Here is an 18,675-nt window from a genome sequence, read left to right as displayed (position 1 = left end):
CAACCGCCCTGACACAGACTGATGCGTTCAGAATTCGAAAGCCCAGGTCGCGGCAGTCCGTAGATTACGTTCAGGTTTCGAGGGGTTGACGAGGGAACTTCCGTCCCGGCAGTCTCTCGGCATCGGTTGAGAGCGCTCTCAGAAATTGGGCGCCCACCGGACGGCACCAGCTTCCTTCTTCGCACTCCACCCACGCTCCCGCCCCGCCCTGGAGGCCCTCGCATGGCTACCCCGAGAGTCCGCCGCACCACCGCTGCCCTGGGCAGCACCGTCCTCGTCACCGCACTCCTGCTCACCGGCTGCAGCTCCGGCAGCGGCTCCAAGGACTCCGCCGACGGCAAGGTGACCATCACGGTGGACCTGTTCGGCACCTTCGGGTTCAAGGAGGCCGGGCTGTACGACGAGTACATGAAGCTCCACCCGAACGTCACCATCAAGCAGACCGACACCCAGGACGAGGGCCAGTACTGGCAGGCGCTGCAGACCAAGCTCGCGGGCGGCGGCGGCCTCGCCGACATCCAGGGCCTGGAGGTCGGCCGGGTGGCCAGCGTGGTGCAGAAGCAGGCCGACAAGTTCACCGACCTCAAGACGCTCGGCATCGGCGACGTCAACGACGACCTGGTCCCCTGGAAGGGCGCCGCGATCAAGACCGCGGACGGCAAGGTCCTCGGCGCGGGCACCGACATCGGCCCCGAGGCGATCTGCTACCGCACCGACCTGTTCAAGGCCGCCGGGCTGCCCACCGACCGCGCCGAGCTGGCCGAGAAGTGGTCCAGCTGGCAGGGCTACCTCGACCTCGGCAAGCAGTACGCCGCCAAGGCCGAGGCGGGCAACGCCTGGACCGACAGCGCCGCGGGCATGTTCACCGCCGAGGTCGGCCAGCAGGAGGTCCGGTACTCCGACGCGGCCGGCAAGCCGGTCTACGACAGCAGCCCGGCCGTGAAGACCGCCTGGACCGACGCCACCGCGCTGGTCGCCGACGGCCTGTCCGCCAAGCTCGCCCAGTGGACCCCCGAGTGGAACAAGGCGTTCTCCACCGGCAAGTTCGCCACCCTCTCCTGCCCCGCCTGGATGATCGGCTACATCAAGGGCCAGGCCGGCGACGCGGGCTCCGGCAAGTGGGACATCGCCGCCGGCCCCGGCAAGACCGGCAACTGGGGCGGCTCCTACCTGACCGTGCCGCGCACCGCCAAGCACCCCAAGGAGGCCGCCGAGCTGATCAAGTGGCTCAACGCCAAGGAGCAGCAGGCCACCCTGTTCACCAAGCAGGGCTCCTTCCCGTCCTCCACCGGCGCCCAGGCCGCCATCAAGGACGTCACCGACCCGTACTTCAACAACGCCCCGATCGGCCAGATCTTCAGCGAGTCGGCCAAGGCCATGCCCGCCCAGGTGCTCGGCACCGACGACGGCGTGATCGGCAAGGCGTTCACCGACGCCCTCGGCGAGGTCGAGCGCACCGGCACCGCGCCGGACACCGCCTGGAAGCACGCCCTGGACAACGTCAAGAAGGCCAACGGCAACTGACGGACCGTCAGCCCCGGTAGTCAACCCGGTCGGCCCGCCCCGCCGCTGCCCCCAGCGCAGCGGCGGGGCCGGGCGGCCCCCGTCGAAGGACCCCGCCCATGGCCCTCAGCTCCACCGCCCGGCTGCCCGCCGCCAAGCCGGGCGACCCCGCCAAGCCCGCCAAGTCCGCGAAGCGGCCCGGCGGCCTGCGCCGCCGACTCGCCCCCTACGGCTTCCTCGCCCCGTTCTTCGGACTGTTCGCCGCGTTCGGGCTCTTCCCGCTGCTGTACACCGCCTGGGTGTCGCTGCACCGGGTCGAGCTCCAGACCTCCGACCGGATGGACTGGCTCGGCTTCCAGAACTACACCCGGCTGCTGTCCGACCCGTTCTTCTGGAACGCGCTGCGCAACACCTTCACCATCGGTGTGCTCTCCACCGTCCCGCAGCTGCTGATGGCCCTGGGCCTGGCCCACCTGCTCAACTACAAGCTCCGCGGCCGCACCTTCTTCCGGGTCGCGATGCTGATGCCGTACGCCACCTCGGTCGCCGCCGCGACCCTGGTGTTCGCCCAGCTCTTCGGCCGCGACTACGGGCTGATCAACTGGGTGCTGAACAGCGTCGGCCTGAACCCGATCGACTGGCAGGCCAACACCTGGGCCTCCCAGATCGGCGTCTCGGCCATCGTCACCTGGCGCTGGACCGGCTACAACGCGCTGATCTACCTGGCCGGCATGCAGTCCATCCCCGGCGAGCTGTACGAGTCCGCGGCCGTCGACGGCGCCTCGCGCTGGCAGCAGTTCCGGCACGTCACCATCCCCGGGCTGCGCCCCACCATCGTCTTCACCGTGGTGGTCTCCACCATCGGCGCCACCCAACTGTTCGGCGAACCGCTGCTGTACGAGGGCAACTCCGGCGGCGGCATCTCGCACCAGTACCAGACCCTCGGCCTCTACCTGTACGAGCAGGGCTGGACGTTCTTCCACCTCGGCCGGGCCGCCGCGGTGGCCTGGGTGATGTTCCTGCTGATCGTGCTGCTCGCCCTGCTCAACGCGGCGATCGCCGCCCGCCGCAACCGTACGGACCGGTGACCCGATGACCCACGTGACCACCCAGGTGCTCGACAAGTCCGTTGCGGCGAACGGCGGTTCCGTCCGATCGGGGAGCCGCAAGGCGCGCTCGCCGCTGCACGGCGGACCGCTCGCCTACGCCGTGCTGATCGGCGCCACCCTGCTCGCCGTGTTCCCGTTCTACTGGACGCTGGTGGCCGCCAGCCGCTCCAACTCCGAACTCAGCTCCGCCACCCCCGCGTTGACCCCCGGACCCAACCTGTTCCACAACATCGGCGAGGCGCTCCAGCAGGCCGAGATCGGCAAGGCGCTGCTCAACTCGCTGATCGTGGCCAGTGTGGTCACCGCCGGCGTGGTGCTCTCCTCCACGCTCGCCGGCTTCGCCTTCGCCAAACTGCGCTTCCGCGGCCGCGGCGCGCTGCTCGCGCTCACCGTCGGCACCATGATGATCCCGCCGCAGCTCGGCGTCATCCCGCTGTTCATGGTGATCGTCAAGCTCGACCTGCAGAACAAGCTGCCCTCGGTGATCCTGCCCTCGCTGGTCTCCGCGTTCGGCGTGTTCTTCATGCGCCAGTACCTGGTGCAGGCCCTGCCGGACGAACTCGTCGAGGCCGGGCGGATGGACGGCGCCTCGCTGCTGCGGATCTTCCGCTCCGTCGTGCTGCCCGTCGCCCGCCCCGGCATGGCCGTGCTCGGCATGCTGACCTTCATGGCCACCTGGAACGACTTCTTCTGGCCGATCGTCGCGCTCAGCTCCCAGAACCCCACCGTCCAGGTCGCGTTGAAGTCGCTCGGCCAGGGCTACGTCCCCGACCAGTCCGTGGTGATGGCCGGCACCCTGATCGGCACCCTGCCGGTGCTGGTGGTGTTCGGCCTGCTCGGCCGGCAGATCGTCGGCGGCATCATGCAGGGCGCGGTCAAGGGCTGACGCCTGCCGCTCCGTACCGCTCGTGCTGCTCGTGCTGATCCGTGTTGCCCCGTTCGGCTGACACACCCTCAACTCGTTTGGATGGAACGCGACATGACCGTCGACACTCTCCCCATGACCACTGACTCCCCGGCCGCCGCGCCCGCCCGCTTCCCGACCGGATTCGTCTGGGGCGCCGCCACCGCCGCGTACCAGATCGAGGGCGCCGCTGACCAGGACGGACGCACCCCGTCCATCTGGGACACCTTCGCCCGCCGCCCCGGGGCCGTCCGCAACGGCGACACCGGCGACATCGCCGCCGACCACTACCACCGGTACCGCGACGACGTCGCCCTGATGTCCGAACTCGGCCTCCGCGCCTACCGGTTCTCGCTCGCCTGGCCGCGCGTCCAGCCCGGCGGCCGGGGCCCCGCCAACGAAGCCGGACTCGACTTCTACGACCGCCTGGTCGACGAACTCCTCGCCGCCGGGATCGACCCCGTCGCCACCCTCTACCACTGGGACCTGCCCCAGGAGCTGGAGGACACGGGCGGCTGGACCGACCGCGACACCGCCTACCGCTTCGCCGAGTACGCGCACCTCGCCGCCCGCCGCCTCGGCGACCGCATCCCCACCTGGACCACCCTCAACGAGCCCTGGTGCAGCGCCTTCCTCGGCTACGGCAACGGCGTCCACGCCCCCGGCCGCACCGACCACGCCGCCGCCCTCACCGCCCACCACCACCTGCTGCTCGCCCACGGCCTCGGCACCGCCGCGCTGCGCGCCGAACTCCCCGACACCGCCCAGGTCTCGCTCACCCTCAACCTGGCCGCCGTCCGCCCGCTCTCCACCGACCCCGCCGACCTCGACGCCGCCCGCCGGATCGACGGCCTCGCCAACCGGATCTTCCTCGACCCGGTGTTCCGCGGCAGCTACCCCGAGGACGTCCTCGCCGACACCGCGCACGTCACCGACTGGTCCTTCGTCCGGGACGGCGACCTCGCCGAAATCTCCCGCCCCATCGACTCGTTGGGCATCAACTACTACACGCCCACCGTCGTCGCCGCCGAGGAGCAGCCGGCCGCCGACCGGAGCGGGTCCGGTGGGTCCGGCGGGGACGGCGGGTCCGGCGCGGTCGGCACCGAGCCCGCGGACGCCCAGCGCGGCGACGGCCACCAGGGCGGCAGCCCCTGGCCCGCCGACCAGGGCATCCGCTTCCTGCCCGCCCCCGGTACCCGCACCGCCATGGGCTGGCCGGTCGACGCCGACGGCCTGTACGAGCTCCTCACCCGGCTGCGCGACGACCTGCCCGGCGTCCCGCTGCTGGTCACCGAGAACGGCGCCGCCTACGAGGACTACACCGACCCGAGCGGCGCCGTCCACGACCCCGAGCGGATCGACTACCTGCACACCCACCTCGCCGCCGTGCACCGCGCCATCGCCGACGGCGCCCCCGTCCGCGGCTACTTCCTCTGGTCGCTGCTCGACAACTACGAATGGGCGTACGGCTACAGCAAGCGCTTCGGCATCGTCCACGTGGACTTCGCCAGCCAGCGCCGCACCCCCAAGGACAGCGCGCACTGGTACGCCCGGGTGATCCGGGACGGGGCGCTGCCGCAGTAGCCGCGACGGGGGCGGACCGGCCGCGGTCTTCCGGCCGCCCCGTCGCGGGCCTCCGGGCCGCCCCGGCACGTGACCGCCCGGCCGCCGGGGCACCGGGGAGGAGCCGGCGGCCGGGTACTACGCTCTGCCCCCGAACCGAGCGGAAGAGGGGGCGGTCATGGGATTCCTGGCCGAACGCAGGACCCGGCAGGCCGAGAACCGGGCGGCCGCCGCGGCCGCCGAGGCGAGGCACCGGGCCGGGCAGGAGATCGAGCGGCTCACCGGCGAGAGCCGCGCCCAGCGCCGGGCCGGCTCCTGGGACGCCGCCGCCACCACCCTGGCCGGCGCCGTCCGGCTCGGTACCGAACAGTTCGGCCCGGACGACCCGCGCACCCTGCTCGCCGGCTTCGAGCACGGCCGCACCCTGCTGCAACTGCACCGCCTGGCGGAGGCCGAACAGGTGCTCCGGGCGGTCGCGGAAGCCGCCGCTCCGCACTCCGACCAGCGCCGGCAGGACCTCCGGTTCGACGCGCTGGGCGCCTGCGGCAGCGTCCTGCTGCGCGCCGGACGGAACGCCGAAGCGGTCGCCGTCCTGGAGGAACACCGGGAACTGGCACGGCAGTCGGGATGCGACCTGGCCGGGAGCCCGGCCGCCGAGGAACTGGCGGACGGCTACCTCGCGGTCGGCCGCGAGGCGGAGGCCGTCCGGCTCTACGCCGACACCGCCGCGCACCGGGAAGCGGAATCGGCGGCGGGACGGTCCACCACCGCCGTCCTGCGGCTGCGCGGCAAGCTGGCCCGTGCCCTGCTCCTGCTCGGCCACCACGCCCAGGCCGAACGGGCGGCGCGCGCCGTGCTCAGGGCCGCCGCCGAGAACACGGCGGCAGCCGGCCGGTGGTCCGCCGCGGCCGTCCTCGCCCGCACGCTCGTGCAGCAGGACCGGGCCGCCGAGGGCGAGGCCGTCGCCCGGGAGGCGGCCGCCGAATGGCGGCGGGCCAAGGGGCCGGAGAGCAAGCCGCTGCCCAAGCTCGACCACGCCCTCGCGGAGGCCCTGATCGCGCAGCAGCGCTACCAGGAGGCGCTGGACGTGGTCCTCGAACAGCTCGCCGCCGGGGTGACCGCGGTGGGCGTGGCGGCCGGGGCGGGGGTTGCGGGGGCCGCGGGCGGGGGCTCCGGTGCTGCCACGGTGTTCCAGTGCGACCTGGCCGCCGCCCACCTCGAACTCGGCCGCCCCGAGGACGCCCTGCGGGCCGTCGAGCCGTTCCTCGCCCGCCACCGGGCCGCACCCGCCCCGCGCGACCACGCCGCGCTCGTCGCCGACACCCTGCACGGCCGGATCCTGGCCGCGCTCGGCCGCACCGGCGAGGCCCGGGACGTCCTCACCGCCAACGCCGCCGTCTGGCGCGAGCGGTACGGGCCCGAGCACGTCCACACCCTGGCCGCCGAGCGGGCACTCGCCGCGCTGTCGGCGGAGTGAACCGCCGGTCGCCCAACTCGCCGGCACTGCGCGTCGATTGAAGGATCCGCAAAATGTGGTGACGACGGTCGGGCGGCGCTCCTAGACTCTGCTCGCTGGACAACGCCCGGGCCCGGAGAGGCCGCTGGGCGCACCGTGACGTGAGTGGAGAGGGAGGGACCGGTCGTGCGTACTGCCGTCGTCGTCGTTCCCCCGTCGCGGTTCGAGGTGATCCTGGTGTCCCGGGCGGGCCGGTGCCCGCTGCGCGGCCGGTGCCGGTAGGAACCACGAACTTGCCGTCCCTCCTTGCTCGTTGAACTCCGTTCTGCCCGCCCGTCCGCCTGCCCGTTCCGCCTGCCCCGTTCGACGCGGCAGGTGTCGTACGGGTGCGTGCGGGGGCGCACGGGTGGGTGCGGGGGAGGCGGACGTCCCTCGTGGTGCCGTGAATCGCGCTGCCGATTCCAGGAGCGAACTCCGAAGGGCCACGGGCCACCATGCGTACCGACCTCGTCACCACCGTCCCCACCAGCACCGCCGTCGTCTCCGCTTCCGCCGCCGCTGCCGTCGCCGCGGTCCGCAACCTGGGCATCCTCGCCCACGTGGACGCGGGCAAGACCACCGTCACCGAGCGGGTCCTCTTCCTGACCGGGGAGACCCACAAGCGCGGCGAGGTCCACGACGGCACCACCGTCACCGACTTCGACCCGCAGGAGCGCGACCGCGGCATCACCATCTTCGCCGCGGCCGTCAGCTGCCGGTGGAACGGCCACCTGCTCAACCTGATCGACACCCCCGGCCACGTCGACTTCGCGGACGAGGTGGAACGCTCGCTGCGGGTGCTGGACGGCGCGGTGGCCGTGTTCGACGCGGTCGCGGGCGTCGAGCCGCAGAGCGAGTCGGTGTGGCGGCAGGCCGACCGGCACGGCGTGCCGCGGATCGCGTTCGTCAACAAGATGGACCGGCCCGGGGCCGACCTGGACGCCGCCGTCGCCTCCATCCGGGACAGGCTCCACCCGGTGCCGCTGGCCGTGCAGTTGCCGATCGGCCGGGAGGGCGGGTTCGTCGGCGTGGTCGACCTGGTCGACCTGCGCGCACTGACCTGGCCGGACGGCACCGAACCCGGCAGCGGCTACCAAGTCGTCGACGTTCCGGAGGAGTTGGCGGACGAGGCGACCCGGCGACGACGGGACCTGGCCGAGGCGGTGGCCGAACTGCACCCCGCCGCGCTGGAGGAGTACTGCGCCACCGGCACCCTCACGGCCGGCACGCTCACCGGCGCGCTGCGTCAACTCACCGCCGGCGGACAGGCGGTGGTGGTGCTGTGCGGCTCGGCGTACCGCAACCGCGGCGTCGAACCGCTGCTGGACGCGGTGACCGCGTACCTGCCGTCGCCGCTGGACGTCCCGCCGGTGCGCGGGGAGTTCGACGGCAGCCCGCAGGAGCGCGTCGCCGACGCGCAACAACCTTTCGCCGCCCTGGTGTTCAAGGTCTCCGCGAGCACCACCGGTCGGCTCAGCAGCCTGCGGATCTACTCCGGCACGCTACGGAAGGGGGACACCGTGCTCGACGCCCGCACCGGACGCACCGAACGGATCGGCCGGATCCTGCGGGTGCAGGCCGACCGGCACGCCGAGACCGACACCGCGGTGGCCGGCGACATCGTCGCCGTGGTCGGCGCGAAGGGCGCCCGGGTCGGCACCACGCTGTGCGCCCCGCACGCCCCGCTGGTGCTCGAACCGGCCGTCTCCGCCGACCCGGTGGTGACCGTCGCGGTCGAGGCCCGCCGCACCGTGGACACCGACCGGCTGGCCGTCGCGCTGGCCCGGATCACCGAGGAGGACCCCTCGCTGGTGGCCGGCAGCGACCCGGAGAGCGGGCAGCGGACGCTGTCCGGGATGGGCGAACTGCACCTGGAGGTCGCGGTGGATAAGCTGCGCCGCGCCGGGCTGGAGGTCACCGTCGGACGGCCGAAGGTCGCCTACCGGGAGACCCTCGCCACGGCGGTGACCGGCCTCGTCCTGCGGCACGTCAAGCAGGACGGCGGCTCCGGCCAGTTCGCGCACGTCGTGGTCGACGTCGCCCCGCTCGGCGAACCCGGCACGGACGGCTTCGAGTTCCGCTCCACCGTCACCGGCGGGCGGGTGCCGCAGGAGTTCGTCCAGGCCGTCGAGGCGGGCTGCCGGGACGCCCTCGCGGAGGGCCCGCTCGGCCACCCGGTCACCGGGGTCCGGGTCACCCTCACCGACGGGGCGACCCACGTCAAGGACTCCTCCGACCTGGCGTTCCGCACCGCCGGACGGCTCGCCCTGCGCGAGGCGCTGCGGCGCGGCGGCTCGCTGCTGCTGGAGCCGGTCGTGGAACTCACCGCGACGGTGCCGCCGGACGGCGTCGGCGGCGTCCTCGGCGACCTGTCCGCCCGCCGCGGTCGGGTGCACGGCTCCGAGCCGCGCGGCGGCAGTGCGGTGCTGACCGCGACCGTTCCACTGGCCGAACTCTTCGGCTACGCGGGCACGTTGCGCGGCCGCACCCAGGGCCGGGGTACGTTCGGCACCCGGCCCGCCGGGTACGCGCCGGCGCCGCGGACGCAGCAGTAGCAGCCGGGGCCCGCCCCGCCACGCCCCCCTCGGCGGGGTGGGGCGGGCCCGGTGCTGCGTGGCGCTGCGTGGTGCTTTGCCGGTTGCCGGTCGCCGGGGGGCGCGGGCTCGGGGTGCTGCGCCGACTGCGGGTTGCCGCAGGGGCGGGCGGGTGCCATCAGCGCAGCCAGCCGCGTTCGGTGGCCCGGGCCCCGGCCTGGAAGCGGCTGCGGGCGCCCAGCACCTCCAGCGCCTCGGCGCTCAGCCGCCGGACGGTCCGCTCGGAGACGCCGAGTTTGCGGGCCGCGACCACGTCGGTGTCGCCCTGCTGGAGGATCCGCAGCAGCGCGTAGTGCTGCGCCGTCATGCCGTTCGGGTCGCGGCCCCGGGGGTGGCAGAGCGGGGCGGCGCTGTGCCACAGCCCGTCGAACAGCGCGCACAGCGCGGCGACCGGCCCGCGCCCGTGCAGCACGGTGGCGGTGTCCGCGCGCTCCGGGTCGAGCGGCAGCAGGGCGGTCTCCCGGTCCAGCACGACCATGCGCAGCGGTAGCGCGGGCACGGTACGGACCTGGCCGCCGAGCTCGACCAGCCGGCGGGCGTACTCCACGGTGGGCGGGTGGCGGCGGACCGCGTCGACGAACAGGGTGCGCAACTCGACGCCCCGGCGCAGTAGTTCGGTGCAGAGCGGCTCGTCCGGCAGGGTGGCCGCGGGGGTGCGGGCGGGTGCGTGGGTGGGGGTGCTCGGGGCTGTGGTGCCGGTCGGTCCGGTGGCCGGTTCGGTGGCGGAGTCGGTGGTCGGTTCGGCGGCGGGTCCGGTGGTCGGGCCGGCGGCGGGTCCGGTTGCGGGGGAGAGGACCAGGGCCTGGGAGGCCGTGCCCGCGCCGAGTTCGGTCAGCCGGTCGCGGATCGCGTCCGTTCCGATCAGGTTCTCGCTGCGGGTGTGGCGGCGTTCGGCCGCGACTTCGGCGCGCAGTTGCCCGAAGGCCGCCCGGGCCTGCTCGAACTCCTGCCGGTGCGCCAGCAGTTCGGCCTCGCGGCGGGCCAGTAGCGCGGCCAGTCCGAGCTCCGGGACCACCGGGTGGAGGACGGTCGGGTCGTCCCAGGACGGCCGGAGCAGTTCGAGGGCGATCAACTCCTCGCGGGCGGAATGCAGTTGGTCCGGCGCCAGGCCGAGGCGGGCGATCAGGACGGCGTCCGCCGCGTCCGGGGCGCGCAGCAGTTCGCGGTAGAGCCGGTCGGCCGGTTCGCTCAGGCCGAACGCCTGGAGGGCGACGGGCATGTCAGCCGACGTCCGGGGTGCGGCGGTCGTGACGGGTCACCGTGTGCATCGCCGCCGTTCCTCCGTCCGCCCGTGACACCGGTCTGGGGTAGGTCTAGACCATTGGGGCGCCTGGTGTCAAAGGGCGCGAGCTACGGCCGGTGCCCCTGGCCGGAACCGGCAGTGCAGGGTTCGGACACCGTCCGCTCTGGTGGGCGGGCGGACGGCTCGCCGAAGGTGGTGGGCATGGCCCACGCGCTCTCCACCCCCGCCCGCACTCCTCCCACGACCCCGTCGCCCGCCGTCCCGTCGCCCGCCGTCCCGTCGCCCGCCGTCCCGTCGCCTGCTCCGGCTGCCCGGTGGCGGGCCCGGTTCGGGGTGCCGGACCTGACCGGGCACCGGCGGATCGTGGCGGCGACCGTGCTCGACGCGTTCGGGGTCGGGATGTTCGTGCCGCTGTCCTTCCTGTTCTTCGTCCTCACCACCCGACTGACCGTCGTCCAGGTCGGGTTCGGCAGTTCGCTGGCCACCCTGCTGTCGCTGCCGCTCGCCCCGCTGGCCGGTGCGCTGGTCGACCGCTGGGGCGCGCGCACCTCGCTGATCGTCAACAACCTGCTGGCGGCGGCCGGTTACCTCGGCTACCTGCTGGTCGACTCACTGTCCGGGCTGGTCGCCGCGATGCTGGTGGTGCTGTCCGCGGAACGGCTGTACTTCGCCGCCTGGCCGGGCTTCGTCGCGGACCTGGCCGAGGGCGCCGAACTGGACCGCTGGTACGCGTTCACCACGGCCGGCAGCAACGCCGCCGCCGGCCTGGGCGGTGCGGCCGGCGGCCTGCTGCTGGGCACCGGGTGGCCGGGCGCGGCGGTGGCGGTGGTCGCGGTGAACGCGGCGACCAGCGTGGCGGCGGCCGTCCTGCTGTTCGCACCGGGCCCGCGTTCCGGTCCGCGCCGGGAGCGTCCGGGCTCGCCCGCGGGGCGTCCGGGTTCGCGTTCCGGTGGTCCGGCGGATGCCCCGGGGTGGGGGACGCTGCTGCGCGAACGGCGGCTGCTGGGGCTGCTGGCGGCGCAGGCCGCGCTCGGGTTCGGCTGGCTGGTCCCCACCGTGGTGCTGCCGGTGTACCTGGTGAAGGTGGCCGGGCTGCCGGCCTGGGTGCCGTCCACGGCGCTGACCCTGAACGCCGTGCTGATCGTGCTGGCGCAGTCCGCGACGACGGCCCGGCTGGTGGTCTTCTCCCGTACCAGGGTGGTGGGTTGGGCGTCCGCACTGATGGCCGCGGCGATCGCCGCGTTGGCGTTCGGCGGCGGCCGGGCCTGGTCGGTGTTCGGCGCGGTGCTGCTGTTCACCGCCGGCCAGCTCCTGGCCGGCCCGGCCTGCACCGCGATCGCCGCGACCGCGGCCCCGGCCGCCGCCCGCGGCCGCTTCCTGGCCCTGGTCAACCTGGCCTGGGCGGTGTCCGCGATCAGCGGCCCCCTGCTGGTCGGCACCCTGATCGAGCAGCACGGCCCGCTCTTCTGGTCCCTGCTCGCCACCCTGGTCGCCGCCGGCGGACTCGGCTTCCGCGCCGCCGGTCGGCGACCGGGCCGGGGCGGCGACCAGGGGGCGGCGGGCGTCAGTAGGTGAGCAGGCCCGGGTCGGAGAGGGACGAGGCGCCGGTCTCGACGTGGCCGGCCAGGCGGCGGACGAAGTCGGTGCTCCGGTCGGAGGTGACGGTGAGGTCGTACCAGTGGCGGCAGGTGGAGAGGTCGACGGCGAGGGCGACGGTGGCGCCCTTGCGGACGGTGACGGTCTGCGGGGTGCCCGCGTAGGCGTTGGTGACGGTGAGGACGACGTCGGCGCCGGCCGGGTTGGTGAAGGTCAGGGCGAGGTTGCCGGTGGCGGCGTCGTGCCGGGCGGTGACCTCGGGGCCCGCGGTCTTGCCGGGGTTGCGGAAGCGGCGCAGGAAGCCGTTCGGGCCGAACACGGTGAGGTCGGTGACGCCCTTGGAGTAGCTGGTGTTCCAGGCGTCGGAGACGGACTTGCCGGCCTCGGCGGTGTACGTCCACGGGCCGTCGGTGCGGTTCGCCGAGGTGACCAGGAACTGGGCGCCCGCGGCCGGTCCGCCGCTGAACGCGAGGGCGTACTTGCCGGTCGAGACGTCGGCCGAACCGTCCACGTACGGCGCGTACTTGAGCGGACGGGTGGGCTTGGCGCCGGCCTCCTGCCGCGGCATGGTGCCGGTCGCGGGCGGGGTGGGCACGTAGTCGGCGTGCCGGTTGCGGTCGGCGGGCAGGTAGCCGGCGGTGGAGGGCAGCGCGGCCGGGGCGGGGTTGCTCGCGGTGAAGTCGAAGGCGGAGGTGAGGTCGCCGCAAATGGCCCGCCGCCAGGGGGAGATGTGCGGTTCGGCGACGCCGAAGCGCTGCTCGATGAAGCGGATGATCGAGGTGTGGTCGAAGGTCTCCGAGCAGGTGTAGCCGCCGGTGCTCCACGGCGAGACCACCAGCATCGGCACCCGCTGCCCCAGGCCGTACGGTCCGGCGGCGTAACTCGCGTTCCCGGCGAAGGAGTCGGCGCCGGTGGCGACCGTGGACAGGCCCTGGCCCGCCGAGGCGGGCGGGAACGGCGGCACCACGTGGTCGAAGAAGCCGTCGTTCTCGTCGTAGGTGATGAACAGCGCGGTGCGGGCCCACACGTCCGGGTTCGAGGTGAGCGCGTCCAGCACCTGCGAGACGTACCAAGCGCCGTAGTTGGCAGGCCAGTTGGGGTGCTCGGTGTACGCCTCTGGGGCGACGATCCAGGACACCTGCGGTAGCGTCCCGGCGGTGACGTCGCGGCGCAGCTGATCGAACAGGCCGTCGCCGGCCTTGGCGTTCGTCCCGGTGCGGGCCTTCTCGTACAGCGCGTCACCGGGCTTGGCATTGCGGTAATTGTTGAAGTACAGCAGCGAGTTGTCGCCGTAGTTGCCGCGGTGGGCGTCACTGATCCAGCCCCAGGAACCGGCCGCGTCCAGGCCGTCGCCGACGTCCTGGTAGATCCGCCAGGACACGCCGGCCGCCTCCAGCCGCTCCGGGTAGGTCGTCCAGGAGTAGCCCGCCTCCTGGTTGCCCAGCACCGGCCCGCCGCCGGTCGCGTCGTTGCCGGTGTAGCCCGTCCACATGTAGTAGCGGTTCGGATCGGTGGAGCCGATGAACGAGCAGTGGTACGCGTCGCACAGCGTGAACGCGTCGGCCAGCGCGTAGTGGAACGGGATGTCCTGCCGGGTCAGGTACGCCATCGTGGTGGCTGTCTTGGCCGGGACCCACTGGTCGTACTTGCCGCCGTTGAACGCCTTGTGGCCGCCCGCCCAGTCGTGGTTGAGGTCCTGGACGAACTGCATCCCGAGGTCGTTCACCTGCGGCCGGAACGGCAGCACCTCCTTCTTCGCGCTGTTCGCCTGGTACCAGACCGGCTTCCCGCTCGGCAGCGTCACCGGCCGCGGGTCGCCGAAGCCGCGCACGCCCTTCAGCGAGCCGAAGTAGTGGTCGAAGGACCGGTTCTCCTGCATCAGCACCACGACGTGCTGCACGTCCTGGATGGTGCCCGTACCACCCTGCGGGGCGATCGAGGCGGCCCGCGCGATGCTGGGCGCCAGCGCGGAGAACGCCAGTCCCGCGCCCGCCAGTTGGAGGAAACGACGTCGGTTCGGTTCGTTCGGTTCAGCAACCACGGGGACACGACCTCTACGGAGGGGGACGGACGAGGGGCGTCCCCCAGAACAGCGCCCCCGGGGTACCCCCCGTCGTCCCGCTCGTGTCCGGCCGGCGTACGGCGGACGAACGCCTCTAGTTGTCCGGACAAGTACGCCCGGTTCGGTCGTCAAGCCGTGCAGGCAAGGCCGATTCGGCGGCGGGGGAGTCCGGGGCGCGTTCCGCCTCCGGGCGTCCGGAGCGCACGGCACCGCCGGGGAGGAGCGGAGCAGCTCCTCCCCGGCGGTCAGGGGTGCCGTGATCAGTCGAGGTCGCCGAACAGCTCGATCTCGTAGGCGCGCTGGGCGGTCGGGCGGACCGGCCGCAGCACGATCCGGAAGCGATCGGCCGCCTGCGGACCGTTCTGGGCCGGCGTCGGAACCGGCTTCGGCCTCGGTCGGCGGGGGCGGCGCGGTGGGATGGTGGCCCGGGGGCCCTGCAGGGACTTGCTGCGGGCGCGGTTCCTGGGGTGAGTGGACGCCATCGTCTTCTCCTGGCTGGTGATTCTGGGATTCCCCTGCTCGTCTCACGAAGTCGACGAACCGTCAGGCTCGTTGGCACGGGTGCCGACCGAGCTCGACTGGCCGGAGGCCGGCATGAGGGGGTGATGACGCAGCAGCGTGCCAGAAACCGCTCCGAGGTGCCAACCTCGAAGCGTTAATCAAGTGTGAACCCCGCTGATCCGACCCGTGCCATCCTTTTCTCCAGGCCGGGCGATCCGGCCCGGATCTCGTCACAGGAGTTCGGATGGGTGCGGAATACCGCCTGTTGGGGCAATTGGCCGTGCTGCGCGATGGGGAACCCGCCAGGGTACCGTCGGAGAAGGCGATGGAACTGCTCACGCTCCTGCTGCTGGAGGCCGGTGAGCCGGTCTCCCACCACAGGGTTTCCAGTTTCCTTTGGCCGCGGGAAGAGCAGCGGCAGGCCAATATCCGACAGTGCGTGCGCAAGCTGCGGCTCGCTCTCCCCGATCTGGTCTCCACGGAACCGCGCAGGCACTGCCGGATCCTGGCCGAGCGCGGGAGCGTCGACCTCCTGCGCTTCCGCGACCGGTGTGCGGAGGCCCGTGCCGCCGTCGTACCGGAAATCCGTCGTGACCGGTGGCGCGCGGCGCTGGACGAGTGGGGCGGAGGCGATCCGCTCGGAGGGCTGCGGAGCGGGCCGTTCGACGAGGTGCGGCAGTTGATCCTGGCGGAACTGCACGATGCCTTCCACGGCTGCGTCCGGGCGGAACTGGACTGTGCCGATCCGGCCGCCGCCCTGGCGCGGCTCCGCGTCGGCGCGGAACGGTGGCAGGACAGCACCGAACTGCTCTCCCTGCGGATCGAGGCGTTGCGCGCTCTGGGGCGGGACCACGAGGTGGAGCCGCTGCTCGTCGCGTGGAGCGCGAAGTTCGGCACCGCGGCGGACTACCTGCTGCTCGCTCCTCCGGCGGCTCGGGCCGGTGGGGCCGGGCGGGCCGCGGACCCCGTGGTGCGGCCGCGTCAGCTCCCCGCCGTGTCCAAGGACCTGATCGGCCGACAGGCGGAAGTGGACCGGCTCGCCGAGAGCCTGCGCGGTCACGGCCCCGCCGCCGGGCGGATCACCGTGGTGACCGGGCCGGCCGGGGTGGGTAAGACCTCGACGGCGGTGACCGCCGCGAAGCGGGTGGAGGAGGATGCCTTTCCCGACGGCACGCTCTACATCGACTTGCGGGGCTTCTCGCCGGGACAACCGGTCGACGTCGCGGCCGCGCTCGTCCGCTTCCTGAACGACCTCCAGGCACCGTGCGATACGCCCACCTCGGAGGGCATGGGTACCGCGTACCGTTCCGCCCTGGCGGAACGCCGGGTCCTGGTGGTCCTCGACAACGCGCGGGACGAAGCGCAGGTGCGGCCCCTGCTCCCAGGGCCGGGCCGCAGCGCCGCGCTGGTCACCAGCCGGCAGCGACTGGACGGGCTGGTCGTCAAGGAGAGCGCGGAGCAGGTACACCTGGGCACCCTCGGTCGTGTCGATGCGCTGGAACTGCTGGTCGCCCTGACCGAACCGGCGCGGATCGACCGGGCCACCCCGGTCGTCGAGGACCTGCTCGACTGCTGCGCGGGACTGCCGATGGCGTTGCGGATCGTGGCCGCACAGGTGACGCGCCGATCGCCGGCCATGCTGGCGGACACGGTACGCACGCTGCGCGACGGCCGGACCAGGCTCGGAGCGATGGACCTCCGGCGCGACGGCCTGAGCGTTCCCTCCCTGCTGGAGGGGTCGTACCGCCTGCTGAACCGACCGGCCCGCAGGCTCCTGTGGCAGTTGGCCGTGCACCCGGGACCGACGATCAGCTGGGAGGCGATCAAAGCGATGGGTCGGAACGCCGAGGGCCCGGGTGGGATCAGCGACGCGGTCGACGAACTGGTCGGGATGAACCTGGTGGACGACACGGAGGACGGCCGCTACGTGCTGCACGACCTGATCAGGCTCTACGGAACCGGGCTGGCGGAGCAGCAGGACCCCGCGGAGCGGCTGGACACCCTGACCGGGGCGATGAACTTCCTGCTGCACAACGCGCACGCCTGCGACCGGCAGCTGGATCCGGACCGGCGGCTGCCGATCGCGGCGGACCCGGACGTCTGGACCCCGTCCCCGACCGGGCCGGTCGAGGCGATGGCCTGGTTCGATACCGAGTACCCGACGCTGACGGGCATGTTCGAGCTGGCCCGGCGGCTCGGGCAGGACCGGTACGTCTGGCACCTCGCGCTGGCGGTGCTCACCTACCAGTGGCGCTCCAACCGCTACCTGGACGCCGCGGAGCACCTGGGGGCCGCCCTGGAGGCAGCCGAACGGGTGGCGGCGCCGACGGACGTGGCGCTGGTTCGACGGCTGCTCGCCGGTACCCACCGGAACCTCGGCCGGCCCGAGGAGGCCGTGCGGCACCTGCGCCAGGCAGTGCGGACCAGCGAGCAGGCTGGCGACCTGACCGGTTTCGCCTACGGATGCCACAGCCTGGGCGTCCTGCTGAACGAGAGCGGCGACGCGGACCAGGCACTGGTCCAGCTGCGCGGCGCACTGCGGGCCTTCGGAGAGTTGGATGACGACCTGGGCCGAGGAACCGTGCTGGACGCGCTGGCGCACGCGCACCACCTGCGCGGCGACCGGGCCGAGGCGCTGGAACACGGTCGCCGGTCGGTCGACATGCTGACCGGCACCGAGGACCGCAACGGCCTGGCCCACGCCTGGTTCACCCTGGGCCGGATCGAGGCGGCGGCCGACCGGCACGAGGCGGCGGTCGACGCCTACCGGCAGGCCGCCGGCACGTACCGGGAGATCGGCTACTCCAGCAGGACCGCCAGGGTGCTGGTCAGACTGGCCGACTCCCTGGAGCGGCTGGGTGACGCGGACGGACAGCGGGAGGCGCTGGCCGAGGCGCGGACGGTGCTGACAGGTCTCGGCGAGCCCGACCTCGACGCGGCGGTGCGCCGCCAGCGAGAACTGACCTGAGCAGGCTGTGCGGCGGGTTCAGCGCGAGGGGGGAAAGCGGATGTACGCGGAGGGATCCGGATCGGAAGCCTTCGACGGCCGTCCGCTGCCCACGGCGGGCAGCCACGGTTCCAAGTAGTGGCGCACCTGCTCGGCGGTCGGCCGCTCGGCGGGATCGACCGAGACCATGGCCAGTCCCAAGGTCCACAGCTCGTCGGGCAGGAAGACGTCGAGGCCGTCCGGGAACGCCGGCGTGGCGGAGGACGCCGGGCCTTCCACGTCGGCGTACGGGAGCCGGGAGACCGTCATGGCGAAGAGCATCGCGCCCAGGGCGAAGACGTCGACCTTGGGGGTGAGCTGTGCGGCCCGGTCGTACTGTTCGGGCGGGGCGTACCCAGGGGTGCCGCGCGCTTCATCGGGAAGTTCTCCGAGAGCGACGGAGATGCCGACATCAAGCAGCCGGACCCGGCCGCTGGGCTCGATCATGGTGTTGGCCGGTGTCACGTCCCGGTGTACGTGGTGCCGGTGGACCTTCTTCAGGATGTCGCACAACTGGGCGATGACGCATGCCGCTTCGGTTGCATGCACCGGACGGTTCTCGGCGGTCCACTTCGTGATGGTCATTCCATCGACCAGCTCCATCACGATGAAGCGCTGGCGCCCCCAGCCCCGGTACCACCCGTTGGCCACGACACGGGGGATTCCCTCGACCTCGTGCATGAACTCCAGCCGGTTCAACTCCGAATCAAGGAATCCGGAGAATTCGGCGTAGGTTGCGCTCGATTCCCCGAAGCGGGGGAGCTGGGCCTTGACAGCAACATCGCGTTGGACGTATTCATCACGGGCGATGAAAATCTCGCCCTCGCCTCCTTGTCCTAGTTTCCGTACGATTCGGAACCGATTGTCGAGCAGGGTGCCAGGGCGCAATGAAAGAACTCCAGGAGAAGAAGAGCCCCCCCTGGTGCGATGTGCACACGGGGGACGGAAGCAAGGGTGGGGACAGTATGGCAGGGGCGTGGCCGCCAGAGGGCCTGATCGCGAATTCTACTGACACCGTGGTCAGACCGTGTTTGAGATCTGCCGTGTCGCCGGGCTGGAGTGGTCGTTGAGCCTGTTGTGAGCGGTGTTTGGGGCGGGTATCCGTCGGACCTGACGGAT

At 72.7% G+C, this 18,675-nt stretch carries 13 protein-coding genes; 8 read left to right on the top strand and 5 right to left on the bottom strand.

From position 1 onward, the window contains the following. Positions 1-222 precede the first annotated feature (222 nt). The 6 genes from ABD345_RS34715 to fusA all read left to right on the top strand — a co-directional run bounded on the left by ABD345_RS34715 (position 223) and on the right by fusA (position 9,129). Entirely contained in the window at positions 223-1,524 is a 1,302-nt protein-coding gene (locus tag ABD345_RS34715; RefSeq protein ID WP_344558134.1) for an ABC transporter substrate-binding protein, read from the top strand. Between the two features lie 98 nt (positions 1,525-1,622). Next, entirely contained in the window at positions 1,623-2,591 is a 969-nt protein-coding gene (locus tag ABD345_RS34710) for a carbohydrate ABC transporter permease (protein ID WP_344558128.1), read from the top strand. A gap of 4 nt (positions 2,592-2,595) precedes the next feature. After that, a complete protein-coding gene (locus tag ABD345_RS34705) occupies positions 2,596-3,498 on the top strand; it encodes a carbohydrate ABC transporter permease (RefSeq protein ID WP_344558126.1) in 903 nt (300 codons plus the stop codon). 114 nt (positions 3,499-3,612) lie between these two features. Continuing rightward, positions 3,613-5,100: a glycoside hydrolase family 1 protein gene (locus ABD345_RS34700; protein WP_344558125.1), complete on the top strand. Its 1,488-nt coding sequence runs from the start codon at positions 3,613-3,615 to the stop codon at positions 5,098-5,100. A gap of 157 nt (positions 5,101-5,257) precedes the next feature. Further along, positions 5,258-6,556, top strand: coding sequence for a hypothetical protein (locus ABD345_RS34695; RefSeq protein ID WP_344558124.1), 1,299 nt, complete (start codon positions 5,258-5,260; stop codon positions 6,554-6,556). Between the two features lie 473 nt (positions 6,557-7,029). Next, positions 7,030-9,129, top strand: a complete 2,100-nt coding sequence (gene fusA, locus ABD345_RS34690) for an elongation factor G (protein ID WP_344558123.1) — start codon at positions 7,030-7,032, stop codon at positions 9,127-9,129. A gap of 157 nt (positions 9,130-9,286) precedes the next feature. On the opposite strand, the gene ABD345_RS34685 is transcribed toward fusA, so the two are convergent. Beyond that, a complete protein-coding gene (locus ABD345_RS34685; protein ID WP_344558122.1) occupies positions 9,287-10,387 on the bottom strand; it encodes a helix-turn-helix transcriptional regulator in 1,101 nt (366 codons plus the stop codon). Positions 10,388-10,612: 225 nt separating this feature from the next. Here ABD345_RS34685 and ABD345_RS34680 point away from each other — a divergent pair, with 225 nt between their 5' ends. Next, entirely contained in the window at positions 10,613-11,986 is a 1,374-nt protein-coding gene (locus ABD345_RS34680) for an MFS transporter (RefSeq protein ID WP_344558121.1), read from the top strand. On the opposite strand, the gene ABD345_RS34675 is transcribed toward ABD345_RS34680, so the two are convergent. The 3 genes from ABD345_RS34675 to ABD345_RS34665 all read right to left on the bottom strand — a co-directional run bounded on the left by ABD345_RS34675 (position 11,976) and on the right by ABD345_RS34665 (position 15,282). After that, positions 11,976-14,048: a phosphocholine-specific phospholipase C gene (locus tag ABD345_RS34675; RefSeq protein WP_344558120.1), complete on the bottom strand. Its 2,073-nt coding sequence runs from the start codon at positions 14,046-14,048 to the stop codon at positions 11,976-11,978. The two genes, ABD345_RS34680 and ABD345_RS34675, sit on opposite strands and share 11 nt — an antisense overlap. 281 nt (positions 14,049-14,329) lie before the next feature. After that, a complete protein-coding gene (locus tag ABD345_RS34670; protein ID WP_344558119.1) occupies positions 14,330-14,551 on the bottom strand; it encodes a hypothetical protein in 222 nt (73 codons plus the stop codon). 173 nt (positions 14,552-14,724) lie between these two features. Beyond that, positions 14,725-15,282 carry a hypothetical protein gene (locus tag ABD345_RS34665; RefSeq protein ID WP_344558118.1) on the bottom strand — a complete coding sequence of 186 codons (558 nt, stop codon included), beginning with the start codon at positions 15,280-15,282 and terminating at the stop codon, positions 14,725-14,727. Here ABD345_RS34665 and ABD345_RS34660 point away from each other — a divergent pair. After that, positions 15,250-17,538, top strand: a complete 2,289-nt coding sequence (locus tag ABD345_RS34660) for an ATP-binding protein (RefSeq protein WP_344558117.1) — start codon at positions 15,250-15,252, stop codon at positions 17,536-17,538. The two genes, ABD345_RS34665 and ABD345_RS34660, sit on opposite strands and share 33 nt — an antisense overlap. A gap of 18 nt (positions 17,539-17,556) precedes the next feature. Here ABD345_RS34660 and ABD345_RS34655 read toward each other — a convergent pair whose 3' ends face one another. Then, on the bottom strand, positions 17,557-18,444 hold the full coding sequence (locus ABD345_RS34655; protein WP_344558116.1) for a serine/threonine-protein kinase: 888 nt from the start codon (positions 18,442-18,444) through the stop codon (positions 17,557-17,559). Positions 18,445-18,675: the final 231 nt, after the last annotated feature.

Origin of the sequence: Kitasatospora saccharophila, from assembly GCF_039529925.1 — a bacterium.
GTDB lineage: Bacteria > Actinomycetota > Actinomycetes > Streptomycetales > Streptomycetaceae > Kitasatospora > Kitasatospora saccharophila.
This window is presented reverse-complemented; position numbering and strand designations above follow the sequence as displayed.

What these genes read in the sequence shown, in the direction of transcription:
- ABD345_RS34670 (WP_344558119.1), bottom strand. Translation starts at nt 14,551, where the DNA reads ATGGCGTCCACTCACCCCAGGAACCGCGCCCGCAGCAAGTCCCTGCAG.
- ABD345_RS34715 (WP_344558134.1), top strand. Translation starts at nt 223, where the DNA reads ATGGCTACCCCGAGAGTCCGCCGCACCACCGCTGCCCTGGGCAGCACC.
- ABD345_RS34695 (WP_344558124.1), top strand. Translation starts at nt 5,258, where the DNA reads ATGGGATTCCTGGCCGAACGCAGGACCCGGCAGGCCGAGAACCGGGCG.
- fusA (WP_344558123.1), top strand. Translation starts at nt 7,030, where the DNA reads ATGCGTACCGACCTCGTCACCACCGTCCCCACCAGCACCGCCGTCGTC.
- ABD345_RS34685 (WP_344558122.1), bottom strand. Translation starts at nt 10,387, where the DNA reads ATGCCCGTCGCCCTCCAGGCGTTCGGCCTGAGCGAACCGGCCGACCGG.
- ABD345_RS34700 (WP_344558125.1), top strand. Translation starts at nt 3,613, where the DNA reads ATGACCACTGACTCCCCGGCCGCCGCGCCCGCCCGCTTCCCGACCGGA.
- ABD345_RS34705 (WP_344558126.1), top strand. Translation starts at nt 2,596, where the DNA reads ATGACCCACGTGACCACCCAGGTGCTCGACAAGTCCGTTGCGGCGAAC.
- ABD345_RS34680 (WP_344558121.1), top strand. Translation starts at nt 10,613, where the DNA reads ATGGCCCACGCGCTCTCCACCCCCGCCCGCACTCCTCCCACGACCCCG.
- ABD345_RS34710 (WP_344558128.1), top strand. Translation starts at nt 1,623, where the DNA reads ATGGCCCTCAGCTCCACCGCCCGGCTGCCCGCCGCCAAGCCGGGCGAC.